The sequence below is a fragment of the Streptomyces triticagri genome (assembly GCF_003429565.1).
Classification (GTDB): domain Bacteria; phylum Actinomycetota; class Actinomycetes; order Streptomycetales; family Streptomycetaceae; genus Streptomyces; species Streptomyces triticagri.
Window position 1 is genome coordinate 26,615 of record NZ_QUAK01000012.1, and the last position, 11,933, is coordinate 38,547.

13 protein-coding genes and 1 pseudogene are annotated in these 11,933 nt (G+C 71.0%); 6 read left to right on the plus strand and 8 right to left on the minus strand.

Features of this window, described 5'->3' with window-relative positions; genetic code table 11:
* Nucleotides 1-31: 31 nt before the first annotated feature.
* On the minus strand, nucleotides 32-1,294 hold the full coding sequence (locus DY218_RS01795) for an MFS transporter (RefSeq protein ID WP_128554084.1): 1,263 nt from the start codon (nucleotides 1,292-1,294) through the stop codon (nucleotides 32-34).
* A gap of 163 nt (nucleotides 1,295-1,457) precedes the next feature.
* On the opposite strand from DY218_RS01795, the gene DY218_RS01800 reads away from it, so the two are divergent.
* The 3 genes from DY218_RS01800 (at nucleotide 1,458) to DY218_RS01810 (ending at nucleotide 3,854) form a co-directional block, all read left to right on the plus strand.
* On the plus strand, nucleotides 1,458-2,099 hold the full coding sequence (locus DY218_RS01800) for a DUF6758 family protein (protein WP_128554085.1): 642 nt from the start codon (nucleotides 1,458-1,460) through the stop codon (nucleotides 2,097-2,099).
* A gap of 162 nt (nucleotides 2,100-2,261) precedes the next feature.
* The gene (locus DY218_RS01805; protein WP_128554086.1) at nucleotides 2,262-3,125 is read left to right on the plus strand and encodes a PHP domain-containing protein; all 864 of its coding nucleotides are present in this window, start codon (nucleotides 2,262-2,264) and stop codon (nucleotides 3,123-3,125) included.
* Nucleotides 3,126-3,248: 123 nt separating this feature from the next.
* Nucleotides 3,249-3,854 carry a MarC family protein gene (locus tag DY218_RS01810; protein ID WP_128554087.1) on the plus strand — a complete coding sequence of 202 codons (606 nt, stop codon included), beginning with the start codon at nucleotides 3,249-3,251 and terminating at the stop codon, nucleotides 3,852-3,854.
* 152 nt (nucleotides 3,855-4,006) lie between these two features.
* On the opposite strand, the gene DY218_RS34410 is transcribed toward DY218_RS01810, so the two are convergent.
* From DY218_RS34410 to DY218_RS01820, 3 genes are all read right to left on the minus strand, one after another.
* The gene (locus DY218_RS34410) at nucleotides 4,007-4,159 is read right to left on the minus strand and encodes a hypothetical protein (RefSeq protein WP_199566587.1); all 153 of its coding nucleotides are present in this window, start codon (nucleotides 4,157-4,159) and stop codon (nucleotides 4,007-4,009) included.
* Nucleotides 4,160-4,402: 243 nt separating this feature from the next.
* Nucleotides 4,403-5,272: an alpha/beta fold hydrolase gene (locus DY218_RS01815; protein WP_128554088.1), complete on the minus strand. Its 870-nt coding sequence runs from the start codon at nucleotides 5,270-5,272 to the stop codon at nucleotides 4,403-4,405.
* A 284-nt stretch (nucleotides 5,273-5,556) separates the two neighbouring features.
* Nucleotides 5,557-7,296 (minus strand): DEAD/DEAH box helicase, encoded by a 1,740-nt coding sequence (locus tag DY218_RS01820; RefSeq protein ID WP_407703535.1) that lies wholly within the window; start codon nucleotides 7,294-7,296, stop codon nucleotides 5,557-5,559.
* Nucleotides 7,297-7,558: 262 nt separating this feature from the next.
* Between DY218_RS01820 and DY218_RS01825 the strand changes: the two genes are divergently transcribed.
* Nucleotides 7,559-8,386, plus strand: coding sequence for a ferritin-like fold-containing protein (locus tag DY218_RS01825; RefSeq protein ID WP_233521296.1), 828 nt, complete (start codon nucleotides 7,559-7,561; stop codon nucleotides 8,384-8,386).
* A 42-nt stretch (nucleotides 8,387-8,428) separates the two neighbouring features.
* Here DY218_RS01825 and DY218_RS01830 read toward each other — a convergent pair whose 3' ends face one another.
* The 4 genes from DY218_RS01830 to DY218_RS01845 form a co-directional block, all read right to left on the minus strand.
* A complete protein-coding gene (locus DY218_RS01830; protein WP_128554089.1) occupies nucleotides 8,429-8,695 on the minus strand; it encodes a hypothetical protein in 267 nt (88 codons plus the stop codon).
* Between the two features lie 199 nt (nucleotides 8,696-8,894).
* Nucleotides 8,895-9,122, minus strand: a complete 228-nt coding sequence (locus tag DY218_RS01835) for a DUF3107 domain-containing protein (RefSeq protein ID WP_199566588.1) — start codon at nucleotides 9,120-9,122, stop codon at nucleotides 8,895-8,897.
* 201 nt (nucleotides 9,123-9,323) lie between these two features.
* Entirely contained in the window at nucleotides 9,324-9,968 is a 645-nt protein-coding gene (locus tag DY218_RS01840; RefSeq protein ID WP_128554091.1) for a TetR/AcrR family transcriptional regulator, read from the minus strand.
* 234 nt (nucleotides 9,969-10,202) lie between these two features.
* Nucleotides 10,203-10,430 carry a hypothetical protein gene (locus DY218_RS01845; RefSeq protein WP_128554092.1) on the minus strand — a complete coding sequence of 76 codons (228 nt, stop codon included), beginning with the start codon at nucleotides 10,428-10,430 and terminating at the stop codon, nucleotides 10,203-10,205.
* A 255-nt stretch (nucleotides 10,431-10,685) separates the two neighbouring features.
* On the opposite strand from DY218_RS01845, the gene DY218_RS01850 reads away from it, so the two are divergent.
* Both DY218_RS01850 and DY218_RS34750 read left to right on the plus strand, forming a co-directional pair.
* Complete coding sequence (locus tag DY218_RS01850; RefSeq protein WP_128554093.1) at nucleotides 10,686-11,699, plus strand: alpha/beta fold hydrolase; 1,014 nt, start codon at nucleotides 10,686-10,688, stop codon at nucleotides 11,697-11,699.
* Nucleotides 11,700-11,711: 12 nt separating this feature from the next.
* Nucleotides 11,712-11,933 (plus strand): annotated as a pseudogene (locus DY218_RS34750) (hypothetical protein); the annotation flags it as partial.

The window sequence follows — 11,933 nt, forward strand, 5'->3', positions numbered from 1 at the left end:
CGGAAGGGCCCGAAGTGGGCTGCGTACGGGCTCAGTTGGCGAAGACCGCCACTCCGTCCTCGGTGCGGTGCGCGGTCTCGAGCTCCTCGGCCTGCAGGGTCAGCGACGTACGCCGGACCCACACGATGCCGGCACCGATCACGGCGGCGACCGCCGCGACCACGAACGGCATCTCGATGCTGGTCCATTCCTCGATCTTCGGCGCGAGGAACGGCGCGGCAGCCGCGGCGAACCAGCGGACGAAGTTGTAGCCGGCGCTGGCCACCGGCCGGGGAGCGTCCGAGACGCCGAGGGCGAGCTCGGTGAACACGGTGTTGTTCACGCCGATGAAGGCGCCGGAGACGATGGTGCCGACGACGGCCGCCGTGTGGTTCCCGTACCCGAGCACCAGCAGGTCGAGGGCGAGCAGGACGAGCGAGCCGCCGAGCACCTTGAGCGACCCGAACCGGGCCTGCAGACGCGGCGCGATCAGCACCGAGAACACGGCGAGCAGCACGCCCCAGGCGAAGAACACGGCCCCCGACCTGTACGGCGTCATGTTCAGGACGAACGGCGTGAACGCCAGGATCGTGAAGAACGCGTAGTTGTAGAAGAACGCGGAGGCCGCCGCGGAGGCGAGGCCGCCGTGGCCCAGCGCCTTGATCGGGTCGGCGAGCGAGGTCTTGCGGGCCGGCTTGGGCTGCTCCTTGAGGAAGGCGGTGATCGCGATGAACCCGATCGCCATCAGGGCCGCGGTGCCGAAGAACGGGTAGCGCCAGCTGGCGTCGCCGAGCAGGGCGCCGAGCAGCGGTCCACAGGCCATGCCGAGGCCGAGTGCGGACTCGTAGAGCAGGATGGCGGCTGCGCTGCCGCCCACCGCCGAGCCGACGATGACGGCCAGTGAGGTCGAGACGAAGAGGGCGTTGCCGAGCCCCCAGCCGGCCCGGAAGCCGACGAGTTCGCCGACGGATCCGGACGTCCCGGAGAGCGCGGCGAAGACGACGACGAGAGCGAGTCCCGCGAGCAGTGTCTTGCGGCCGCCGATCCGGCTGGAGACGAAGCCCGTCACCAGCATGGCCAGGGCCGTGATCAGGAAGTACGAGGTGAACAGCAGCGAGACCTGGCTTGCGGAGGCGTCGAGGCCCTTGGCGATGGAGGGCAGGATCGGGTCGACGAGACCGATCCCCATGAAGGCCACGACCGAGGCGCCGGCGGTGGCCCAGACCGCCATCGGCTGCCGCAGGATGCTGCTCGCGCCCTGGTCGAACGGATCGGCTCCGTCCTGACCGCTCGGGCCGCCCTTACTGCTGTTCATGCCGTTACCTTCCTGCTCCCTCGGTCGATGCTGTGTACACACAATAAGTTAGATTGGCTAATTAATGCAAGCTACATCTAAATCCTCGGGACTGGAGCGGCGTACGCGCCGGACAGGTGATCGTCCTTGACGGACTGACCTGCGGGGAGGACCGTGGGGCGCTATGAGGGGCGAACCCAGTTGCCCGAAGTGTGGTGGCCGGGTCAGGGCTCCCGGCCTCTTCGCCGACACCTGGCAGTGCGACCTGCACGGGACGGTGCATCCGCTGCAGCCCGTGGTCCCGCCGAGCGTCGAGGCGCTCGGCGTCGTCGTGCACCGCTCCCACGTCCCCGTCTGGATGCCCTGGCCGCTCCCGGTCGGCTGGCTCTTCACCGGAGTCGCCTGCGCCGGCGACGACCGCAGCGGCGGACGCGCCACCGCGGTCGCCTGCTCGGGGCCAGGACCGCTCGGTGGTCCCGGTGAACTGATCCTGGTCGCCGAGGAGTTGGGCGTCGGCCTCGGTGCGCGGTACGCGGGCGTGGACGGCCCCGACCCCGGCCCGTACCTCGATGTGAACAAGCCGCCGCAGGCCAAACTGCTCGCCGCCGGACGCCCCACCCCGCTCTGGCACGTCGCCGGTGTGCCCGAGGACCGCGCGGTCTTCGTCGGTGAGGCGCGCGGCCTGTGGCTGTGGGCGGTCGTCTGGCCCGAGCAGACCAGCCTGCTGATGTACGACGAGCTGGTGCTCACCGATCTGCGCGATGCCGGGGCCGAGGTGGACCTGCTGCCCTGCGGTGCACTGTCGCCGCGGATCCTGCAGGTCTGAAGGGGCGCCGCCCGGCCCGGTCCCGCGGGCCCGTCGTCGCCGGAGCAGCAGCGCGGGACGGCAGCATCCGTACGGCCGTTATCCTTGAGCGTCCCAAGCAGCCGTCGGCGCACCCGTGCGCCCGGCTCCGTCCGTACCGCATCAGAATCGGGAGCCCGTGCCGTGCGCATCGACCTGCACACCCACTCCACGGCCTCCGACGGTACGGACACCCCGGCCGAGCTGGTCCGCAATGCCGCCGCCGCGGGACTCGACGTCGTCGCCCTGACCGACCACGACACCACCCGCGGCCACGCGGAGGCCGTCGCCGCTCTGCCTCAGGAGCTCACGCTGGTCACCGGCGCCGAACTCTCCTGCCGGCTCGGCGACACGGGTCTGCACATGCTGGCGTACCTCTTCGACCCCGACGAGCCCGAACTCGCCCGTGAGCGCGAGCTGGTCCGCGACGACCGGGTGCCGCGCGCCCGCGCGATGACCGCCAAACTGCAGGAGCTCGGCGTGCCGGTCACCTGGGAGCAGGTCGCACGCATCGCGGGCGACGGCTCGGTCGGCCGCCCGCACATCGCGGAGGCGCTCGTCGAGCTCGGGGTGGTCGGATCCGTCTCCGACGCCTTCACCGACCAGTGGCTCGCCGACGGCGGCCGGGCGTACGTGGAGAAGCACGAGCTGGACCCCTTCGAGGCGATCCGCCTGGTCAAGGCAGCCGGCGGAGTCACCGTCTTCGCCCACCCGCTCGCCGTGAAGCGCGGCGACGTGGTCCCGGAGACCGCCATCGCCGAACTGGCGGCGGCCGGACTCGACGGCATCGAGGCCGACCACATGGACCACGCCCCCGAGACGCGCGCCCGGCTGCACGGCCTCGCCGCCGATCTGGGCCTGCTCGCCACCGGCTCCAGCGACTACCACGGCAGCCGCAAGACCTGCGTACTCGGCGAGTTCACCACCGACCCCGAGGTCTACGGAGAGATCACCCGGCGTGCCACCGGCGCGTTCCCGGTGCCCGGGGCCGGGGGACCGGCACGCTGACCCCGCGGCCGGCGGCGCCCTGACGGCAGAGTCCCAGGGCCGGCCGCGCGCGGCCGCTGCGTCCGCTCCACCCCGCCTCGTACTGCTCCGCTCCGTCCCACCACTCGATGCAAGGCCACAGCTGTGTTCGACTTCGCCGTTTTCGGATCCCTCTTTCTCACCCTGTTTGTGATCATGGACCCGCCCGGGATCACTCCGATCTTCCTCGGCCTGACCTCGGGGCGGCCCGCGAAGGTGCAGCGCAGGATGGCCTTCCAGGCGGTCTGTGTCGCCTTCGGAGTGATCGCCGTCTTCGGCGTACTCGGCCACCAGATCCTCGACTATCTGCACGTCTCCGTACCGGCCCTGATGATCGCGGGAGGACTGCTCCTGCTGCTCATCGCGCTCGATCTGCTCACCGGCAAGATGGAGGAGCCGAAGCAGACCAAGGACGTCAATGTCGCCCTCGTGCCGCTCGGCATGCCGCTGCTCGCGGGACCCGGCGCGATCGTGTCGGTGATCCTCGCGGTGCAGAACGCGGACAGCGCGGTCGACCAGGTCTCCGTCTGGGCCGCGATCGTCGCCATGCACGTGGTGCTGTGGCTGGTGATGCGCTACTCGCTGCTGATCATCCGCGTGATCAAGGACGGCGGAGTGGTCCTGGTCACCCGGCTCGCGGGCATGATGCTGTCGGCGATCGCCGTGCAGCAGATCATCAACGGCGTGACACAGGTGATCCAGGGCGCCTGACGCCCACCGACTTCTTCCGGCGACTTCTTCCGGGGCCCGGCCCCGGAACGAACAGCGCCCCCGTGCATCTCTGCACGGGGGCGCTCCTCCTGCTGGGTGCGACGTCCTGCGCTCCGAGAGCGCGGCCGCGAACCGGGTGGTGCGATGCGGCGTTACGAAGCCGCGGATTCGGCCGGGCGGATGTAGATGCGCTGGCCGGTAGCGGCGGCCTGCTGCACGATCCGGTTGACGGAGGCGGCGTCCACGACGGTGCTGTCCACGGCGCTGCCGTTCACATCGTCCAGGCGCATGATCTCGAAGCGCATACGGCTTCTCCCTTCGTCTGGTGATCCTCCTGAGGAGAACTTGGTTACTGCAGGGTCAAACGACGTGCACCCTGCAAACATTCCCTACGCTAACGAAAACTTTCGCGCATCTAATTACTGATGCGTACGGAGCCGGTGGTGGATGTGACCTCCGCCACCCGGCCCCATGCTCGTCCAAAAGTGACTCCGTCGCAGAACTTCGGCGAAATCCGGCGCCATTCAAGGCACTTCGGCCCCAGGCGTTCAGCGCGAGGCCCGGGTGTCCGCTCCGGTCCAGAACTCGACGAGCGCCGACGCGGTCGGGCCGGGGCGGTCCGTGTTCGGTGAGTGGTCGGCGCCCGCGACGACGGTCCGGTGCGCTCCGAGACGTACCGCCATCTCGTCGATGAGAGGCACCGGCCAGGTCTCGTCGTGATCGCCGGACAGGACGTGCATCGGCAGGGGTACGCGCGCGAGCTCGTCCACACGGTCCGGCTCACCGGCGAGCTGGGCACCGGTCGCGATCAGCTGCGCCGGGTTGTGGCGGAGCCAACGGGCCCGCAGATCGGGGGCGTTGTGGTCGGTGTCGGTCTCCTCGGGCGGCTCGAGGGCCTGGATCGCCGCCCACACCTCGGCCATCTCCATCGTCTGCAGCGCACCGCTCAGGAGCTCGACGCGCGACCGCTGCGACGGCGAGATGCGCGCCGGGCCCGAGGACATCAGGGTCAGCGACCGGAACGGCCGAGCGTCGAGCAGTACGGCGGCGCGCGCGATCTGGCCACCGAGCGAATGCCCGAGCAGGTGCACGCGCCCGCTCGCACCGGCGGCCGCGGCCTGCGCGAGCACATCGAGCGCGAGCTCCTGCTGCGCGTACGCCTCCGGATCATCGGGCCCCGGCGTCTCGTACTGCCCCCGGCCGTCGACCGCGACGCACCGATAGCCGGCCGCACTGATCGGCTCGAGCAGCGCGACGAAGTCCTCTTTGCTCCCGGTGTACCCGGGCAGCAGCAGCGCGGTCCCCCGCCCCGGCCCTTCACCCGGCCACGCATCGAGCACCGCGAACTCCCCCCGATCCGTACCCAGCACCCCGGCACGGGCACAGACAGGAGGCACAAAGGTGGACGGCCGACTCATACCCAGAACCCTACCGACCGACCAACGCCGGGCCCGCCCGCACGATCAAGCCGGACGATGAGCACGAGGCCAATATCGAGCCGGTCCGGCGTTTGAGGACGAGGCCGCGACGCCAAAATAGAGCCCGTCCGGCGTTTGAGGACGATGACCGCCAGGCCATAAACAAGCCCGTCCGGCGATTGAGGACGAGGCCGCCAGGCCGATGCCTGGAAAGCCGCGCACAGCAAAAACGGTGACCCGCCCCCCCCACACACAGGGAAGACGGGCCACCGTCAAACCGTGAATCAGCCCTCAGCCGCAGGCTTCCGCGCACGCGTCCGCCGCCGCCGAGGCTTCGCCGCCGCCTCGTCGACGGAAGCCGCCGCCTCCGCCGCGGGAGCCGCAGAGGCCTCCACGGGGGCAACAGCCCCTCGCGTCCGCCGCCTCCGCCGCGGAGCACGAGCCGCCGCCCCGGACTCGTCCGAAGCCTCGTCCGAAGCGCTCGGCGCCGCCGGCGCCGCCGGCGCGGACGCCTCGACCGCAGCCCCACCCCGGGTACGCCTCCGCTGCCGCGGCGCCCGGGTCCGCTTGGGACGCTCCTCCTCGGCCGCCTCCGCGTCGCGGCGGCCACCCCGGCCGCCTCGGCCGCCCTTGGCCCCGGTCTCACCCAGGTCCTCGACCTGCTCCGCACGGAGCCCGGCCCGGGTGCGCTCGGCGCGCGGCAGCACGCCCTTCGTACCCTCCGGGATGCTCAGGTCCTCGTACAGGTGCGCAGACGTCGAGTACGTCTCCGCAGGGTCGCTGAGGCCCAGGTCGAGCGCCTTGTTGATCAGCTGCCAGCGCGGGATGTCGTCCCAGTCGACCAGAGTGATCGCGATGCCCTTGGCACCCGCGCGGCCGGTGCGGCCCACCCGGTGCAGATAGGTTTTCTCATCCTCGGGCGACTGGTAGTTGATGACGTGTGTGACGCCTTCGACATCGATGCCGCGGGCCGCGACGTCGGTGCAGACGAGGACGTCCACCTTGCCGTTGCGGAAGGCGCGCAGGGCCTGCTCGCGCGCGCCCTGGCCCAGGTCGCCGTGGACCGCGCCGGAGGCGAAGCCGCGCCGCTCGAGCTGCTCGGCGATGTCCGCCGCGGTGCGCTTCGTACGGCAGAAGATCATCGCGAGCCCGCGGCCCTCGGCCTGCAGGATGCGCGCGACCATCTCGGGCTTGTCCATCGAGTGCGCGCGGTACGCGTGCTGCGCGATGTTCGCCACCGTCGCGCCGGTGTCGTCCGGCGTGCTGGCGCGGATGTGGGTGGGCTGCGACATGTAACGGCGGGCGAGACCGATCACCGCACCCGGCATCGTCGCCGAGAACAGCATCGTCTGGCGCTTCACCGGAAGCATGTTGATGATCTTCTCGACGTCAGGCAGGAAGCCCAGGTCGAGCATCTCGTCGGCCTCGTCGAGGACGAGCCCGCGGATCTTGGAGAGGTCGAGCTTGCGCTGGCCGGCCAGGTCGAGCAGCCGTCCGGGGGTGCCGACGACGACGTCGACGCCCTTCTTCAGCGCCTCGACCTGCGGCTCGTAGGCACGGCCGCCGTATATGGCGAGTACGCGCACATTGCGCACCTTGCCGGCGGTCTGCAGGTCGTTGGTCACCTGGGTGCACAGCTCGCGGGTGGGGACCACCACGAGTGCCTGCGGAGCGTCGGTGAGCTGCTCGGGCTGTGCGCGGCCCGCCTCGACGTCGGCGGGGACGGTCACGCGCTCGAGCAGCGGGAGCCCGAAGCCGAGCGTCTTGCCGGTGCCGGTCTTGGCCTGCCCGATGACGTCGGAGCCGGCCAGGGCCACGGGGAGCGTCTGCTCCTGGATGGGAAAGGGGGACGTGATGCCGACGGCCTCGAGGGCTTCGGCAGTCTCGGGAAGGATCCCGAGCTCTCGGAACGTAGTCAGGGTGCTGCCTCTTCTGTGAGACGCGGAGCGAGGCGAACGCCGGGGGTCTTCACCGTGTCGTACGCATCCGGCCGCTGGGGACGCTGCCGGGTGACGCGGGACCACTGCCGCCGCTCGAGCACTCGTGCCGCTGAGGGCCCCTCCTGCGTACACACCATGGTGTACGGCCCGGAGGGCTGTCGGGTCGGAGCCGATCGGGCCACCGACCGGGCATCCTCATTCGGATGGCCCGTCGCATACTTGACGGGCGCAATATCACTGTACCCCGGAATCGCGCAGGCGTGTCTGCCGAATTCGTCACGTCGCCGTCGTCACAGTCCATGACCAGGGCCTTACGCGTACACAGGGGCGGGCTATTGTGCGGTCCATGGAGACGTCTGACAACGCCCGGGCCGCCGAATCCGACCAGCAGGCCGCCGGGGACACCTCCCGCACGGAGCCCGCGGCAGCTGCCGCGGCCGAGAACGCCGAGAACGCCGAGAACGCCGCCGAGACGCCCACCGGGATCGCCGCCCAGGACTGGGACCGGGCATCGGCCGATCCCCAGTACCGGGCCGCCGTGGTGGATCTGCTCGGCGCCCTCGCCTACGGCGAGCTCGCGGCCTTCGAGCGGCTCGCGGAGGACGCGAAACTCGCCCCGACGCTCTCCGACAAGGCGGCACTCGCGAAAATGGCCTCCGCCGAGTTCCACCACTTCGAGCAGCTGCGTGACCGGCTCGCCTCGATCGGGGCCGAGCCGACCGACGCGATGGAGCCGTTCGTCTCCGCGCTCGACGGCTTCCACCGGCAGACCGCACCGTCCGACTGGCTCGAGGGTCTGGTCAAGGCGTACGTCGGGGACTCGATCGCCAGCGACTTCTACCGCGAGGTCGCCGCCCGGCTCGACTCGGACACCCGGGACCTGGTGCTGACCGTCCTCGACGACACCGGGCACGCCGAGTTCGCCGTGGAGAAGGTGCGGGCCGCCATCGAGGCCGAGCCGCGCGTCGGCGGACGGCTCGCGCTGTGGGCCCGTCGGCTGATGGGGGAGGCCCTGTCCCAGTCGCAGCGCGTGGTCGCGGACCGTGACGCCCTGTCGACGATGCTGGTGGGCGGTGTGGCGGACGGCTTCGACCTCGCGGAGGTCGGCCGGATGTTCTCCCGGATCACCGAGGCGCACACGAAGCGGATGGCCGCGCTCGGTCTCGCGGCCTGACCGCGGTACCGCGCTGCGCCGTGCCGGGCCGGCGGCGGTCCGTCAGACCGTCGCCGACCGGCGCACCCGGCCCACCGGGCGGACCAGCAGGGACAGCAGGGCGACGCTGAGGACCACGGCCCCGGCGAGTGTCGGGAGCACATGGCCGGCGCCGAGCGCCGAGTGTGTGATGAATGCGCCGAACAGGGCGCCGCCGACTCCGGTGGCGAGCACCAGACGGCGGGCGGGCAGCCGGTGTCCCAGGCGTACGGTCACGCACCAGGCGAGGCCGAGACCGAGCAGAGCCGAGACCAGCGCTTCCAAGATCATGTGCCCTCCCGCGCCGTCGATGCCTTGGGTCCAAGCCCGTCCTACCCTCGGCGAACCCGATGCAACCCTCGACGGCGACCGGCGCCGGCGACCGGGGCCGTGCCCTTGCGTGCCGGCGGACACGACTGTGGCCCGGCGGTCGACGACCACCGGGCCACACCCGTACTTCACGCTCCTCGCGGACCCGCAGCCGCTCGGCTCACAGGGCGCTGAAGCCCACCTTGCGTGCGCTCTGCTCGCCGATCTCGACATACGCGAGGCGGTCGGCAGGCACCAGGACCTTGCGGCCGTGGTCGTCCACGAGGGAGAGCAGCTGAGACTTCCCACTGAGCGCCTCGGCCACCGCCTTCTCGACTTCCTCGGCGGTCTGCTCGCTCTCCAGAACGATCTCGCGCGGCGCGTACTGCACGCCGATCTTGACCTCCACGGCTATGTCCCTCCGACGGTCAGTGATGTGCGCGGCCGTCCGCGCGGTACTCCGCACACATTAGCCCGGTGAGGGGACAGGACACTTCGCGGCACTGCACGCTCGCAGCGAACACGATCCGGGAACAGATCCGGGAACACGGGAGTGTCCTGCCGGGCCTCGCCGCGGTCAAGCCTCACCCCGGTCAGGTCCTGTTCTCGGTCAGGCCTTGTCCTCGGTGCCGTGCAGCGGGAAGCCGGCGATGCCGCGCCAGGCCAGCGAGCTGAGCAGTGCAACCGCCTTGTCGCGGTCCACCTTGCTCTCGCTGTGCAGCCAGTAGCGGGCCACCACCTGGGAGACGCCGCCGAGGCCGACCGCCAGGAGCATCGCCTCCTGCTGCGGCAGGCCGGTGTCCTCCGCGATCACACCAGCGATGGCCTCGGCGCACTGCAGGGTCACCCTGTCGACGCGCTCGCGCACCGCCGGCTCGTTCGTCAGATCCGATTCGAAGACCAGGCGGAACGCGCCGCCCTCGTCCTCGACGTAGGCGAAATAGGCGTCCATGGTGGCCGCCACCCGCTGCTTGTTGTCCGTCGTCGACTCGAGGGCCGCGCGGATCGCCTGCAGCAGCGACTCGCAGTGCTGGTCGAGCAGGGCCAGGTACAGGTCAAGCTTGCCGGGGAAGTGCTGGTAGAGCACCGGCTTGCTGACACCGGCCCGCTCCGCGATGTCGTCCATCGCCGCCGCGTGGTAGCCCTGCGCGACGAACACCTCCTGGGCGGCGCCGAGGAGTTGGTTACGGCGCGCCCGGCGCGGCAGGCGCGTACCCCGAGGGCGCGCTGCCTCTGTCTGCTCGATGGCTGTCACGCCGCCTCCCACATCTGGCACAACTAGCTGGTTCGGAACGAACACGGCCTTCGTACGCCGTGCTGTGTCGCGGTGTGCGGCCGCCCGGCCATCGTACTTTTCGGTAACCGTCGTGTGCGCGTCGCGGACCGAGAATTTCACGGACCGGACCCCTCGCGCGCACGCCGCAATGGCGCGATACGCGGACAACACCGGCAAACAGCACCCCTTGTTGCCGCAGGTCAGCGGTACAGGTCAGCGGTAGTCGTCCTCGTCGAGCTCCACCACGCGGGCTTGCTCGGCCACGTCCGCGGGGTCGGCGGAAGCAGGGTCGTACTGGGGGGCCGCTTCGTCGCGGTGGTGCTGCAGGTCGATGCGCTGCTCGGCGGCGTCGGCCTCCGGGGTCTGCTCGTCGAAGTCAGCCCCGGTGTCGTCGGTGTTCTCGTCGGCGAAGGTCTCCGGGTCGCTCGGGTCGACAGTCATGGGGGACCCCTTTCCGGGCGAGCGCTCTCGATAACGAGCGTAGGCCCACTGATTGCGGTCCCGCCTGCCGGAGGGCGATGCGGTGCGCTGTCCGTATCCGTAGTCCCGCGCGTGGGAGTCGGGCTCCCGCGCGTGGGAGTCGCGATTCTCAGGAGTGCCGATTCACAGGGGTGCGGATGGGGGGCACGGGAAACCCCTGGAGGCTGTGACCGCGAACACGTGATCCGTCGCGTGATCGTCTCGTAACATTGCCGCATGTCTTCGACCGAGCTGCCGGGTTCGATCGCCACCGCGGCGACGCCCACCACGCTTCCGGTCAGGGTCGCCGAGGGGGAGCGCATCCGCTCGGTCACGCTGCCGGGCCTCACGCTTTCCGTGCGCTCCCGGCCACCGGCCCGCGAGGGCCTCGCCCCCGCCCTCTACGTGCACGGCCTCGGCGGCTCGTCGCAGAACTGGTCGGCCCTGATGCCGCTGCTCGCCGATGTCCTGGACGGCGAGGCGGTCGATCTGCCCGGCTTCGGAGACTCCCCGCCACCGGACGACGGCGACTACTCGGTGACCGGCCACGCGCGCGCGGTCATCCGCCACCTCGACGCGGGAGCCCGCGGCCCGGTGCACCTCTTCGGGAACTCCATGGGCGGTGCCGTCGCCACCCGGGTCGCCGCCGTGCGTCCCGACCTGGTCCGCACCCTGACCCTGGTCTCACCCGCACTCCCCGAGATCCGCGTGCAGCGCACGGCGGTGCCCACGGCCCTGCTCGCGGTGCCCGGAGTGACCAAACTGTTCGCCCGGATCACCCGCGACTGGACCGCCGAACAGCGCACCAGGGGCGTGCTCGGCCTGTGCTACGGAGATCCGGCCCGGGTCACCGAGGAGGGCCTGGCGAACGCGGTGCACGAGATGGAGCGGCGGCTGCAGCTGCCGTACTTCTGGGACGCCATGACCCGCTCCGCGCGCGGGATCGTGGACGCCTACACGCTCGGGGGACAGCACGGTCTGTGGCGGCAGGCCGAGCGCGTCCTCGCCCCCACCCTGCTGGTCTACGGAGGGCGCGACCAGCTCGTCTCGTACCGTATGGCGCAGAAGGCGGCGCGGTCGTTCCGCGACTCCCGGCTTCTCACGCTGCCCGACGCCGGGCACGTGGCGATGATGGAGTATCCCGATACGGTGGCCACAGCATTCCGTGAACTCCTGGTGGATCAGGGGGAGTTGGCAGCCGACGGACACAGGGTGACCGATCCGGGCACGGACACCGGCACAGAGAGCTGAGGCGGGCGGGGCGTGGGACGTCATGCGAGGCGCGGGGGACCGCGACCGGACGACACCGGTACCGGGCGCATCCCTGTCATACCCCCGGCCGAAGACGGCGGCGTCCCGACTGCGCGCACCAGGGGCGGCGAGGCGCTGCGCGGCGCCGTGCACGTCCCCGGTCAGCGGCCGCCGCCGCGCGCCGCCCACCAGGCGCCCCTGGCTCCGCCGTCGGACGGCGGGGTGCGCGGCGGC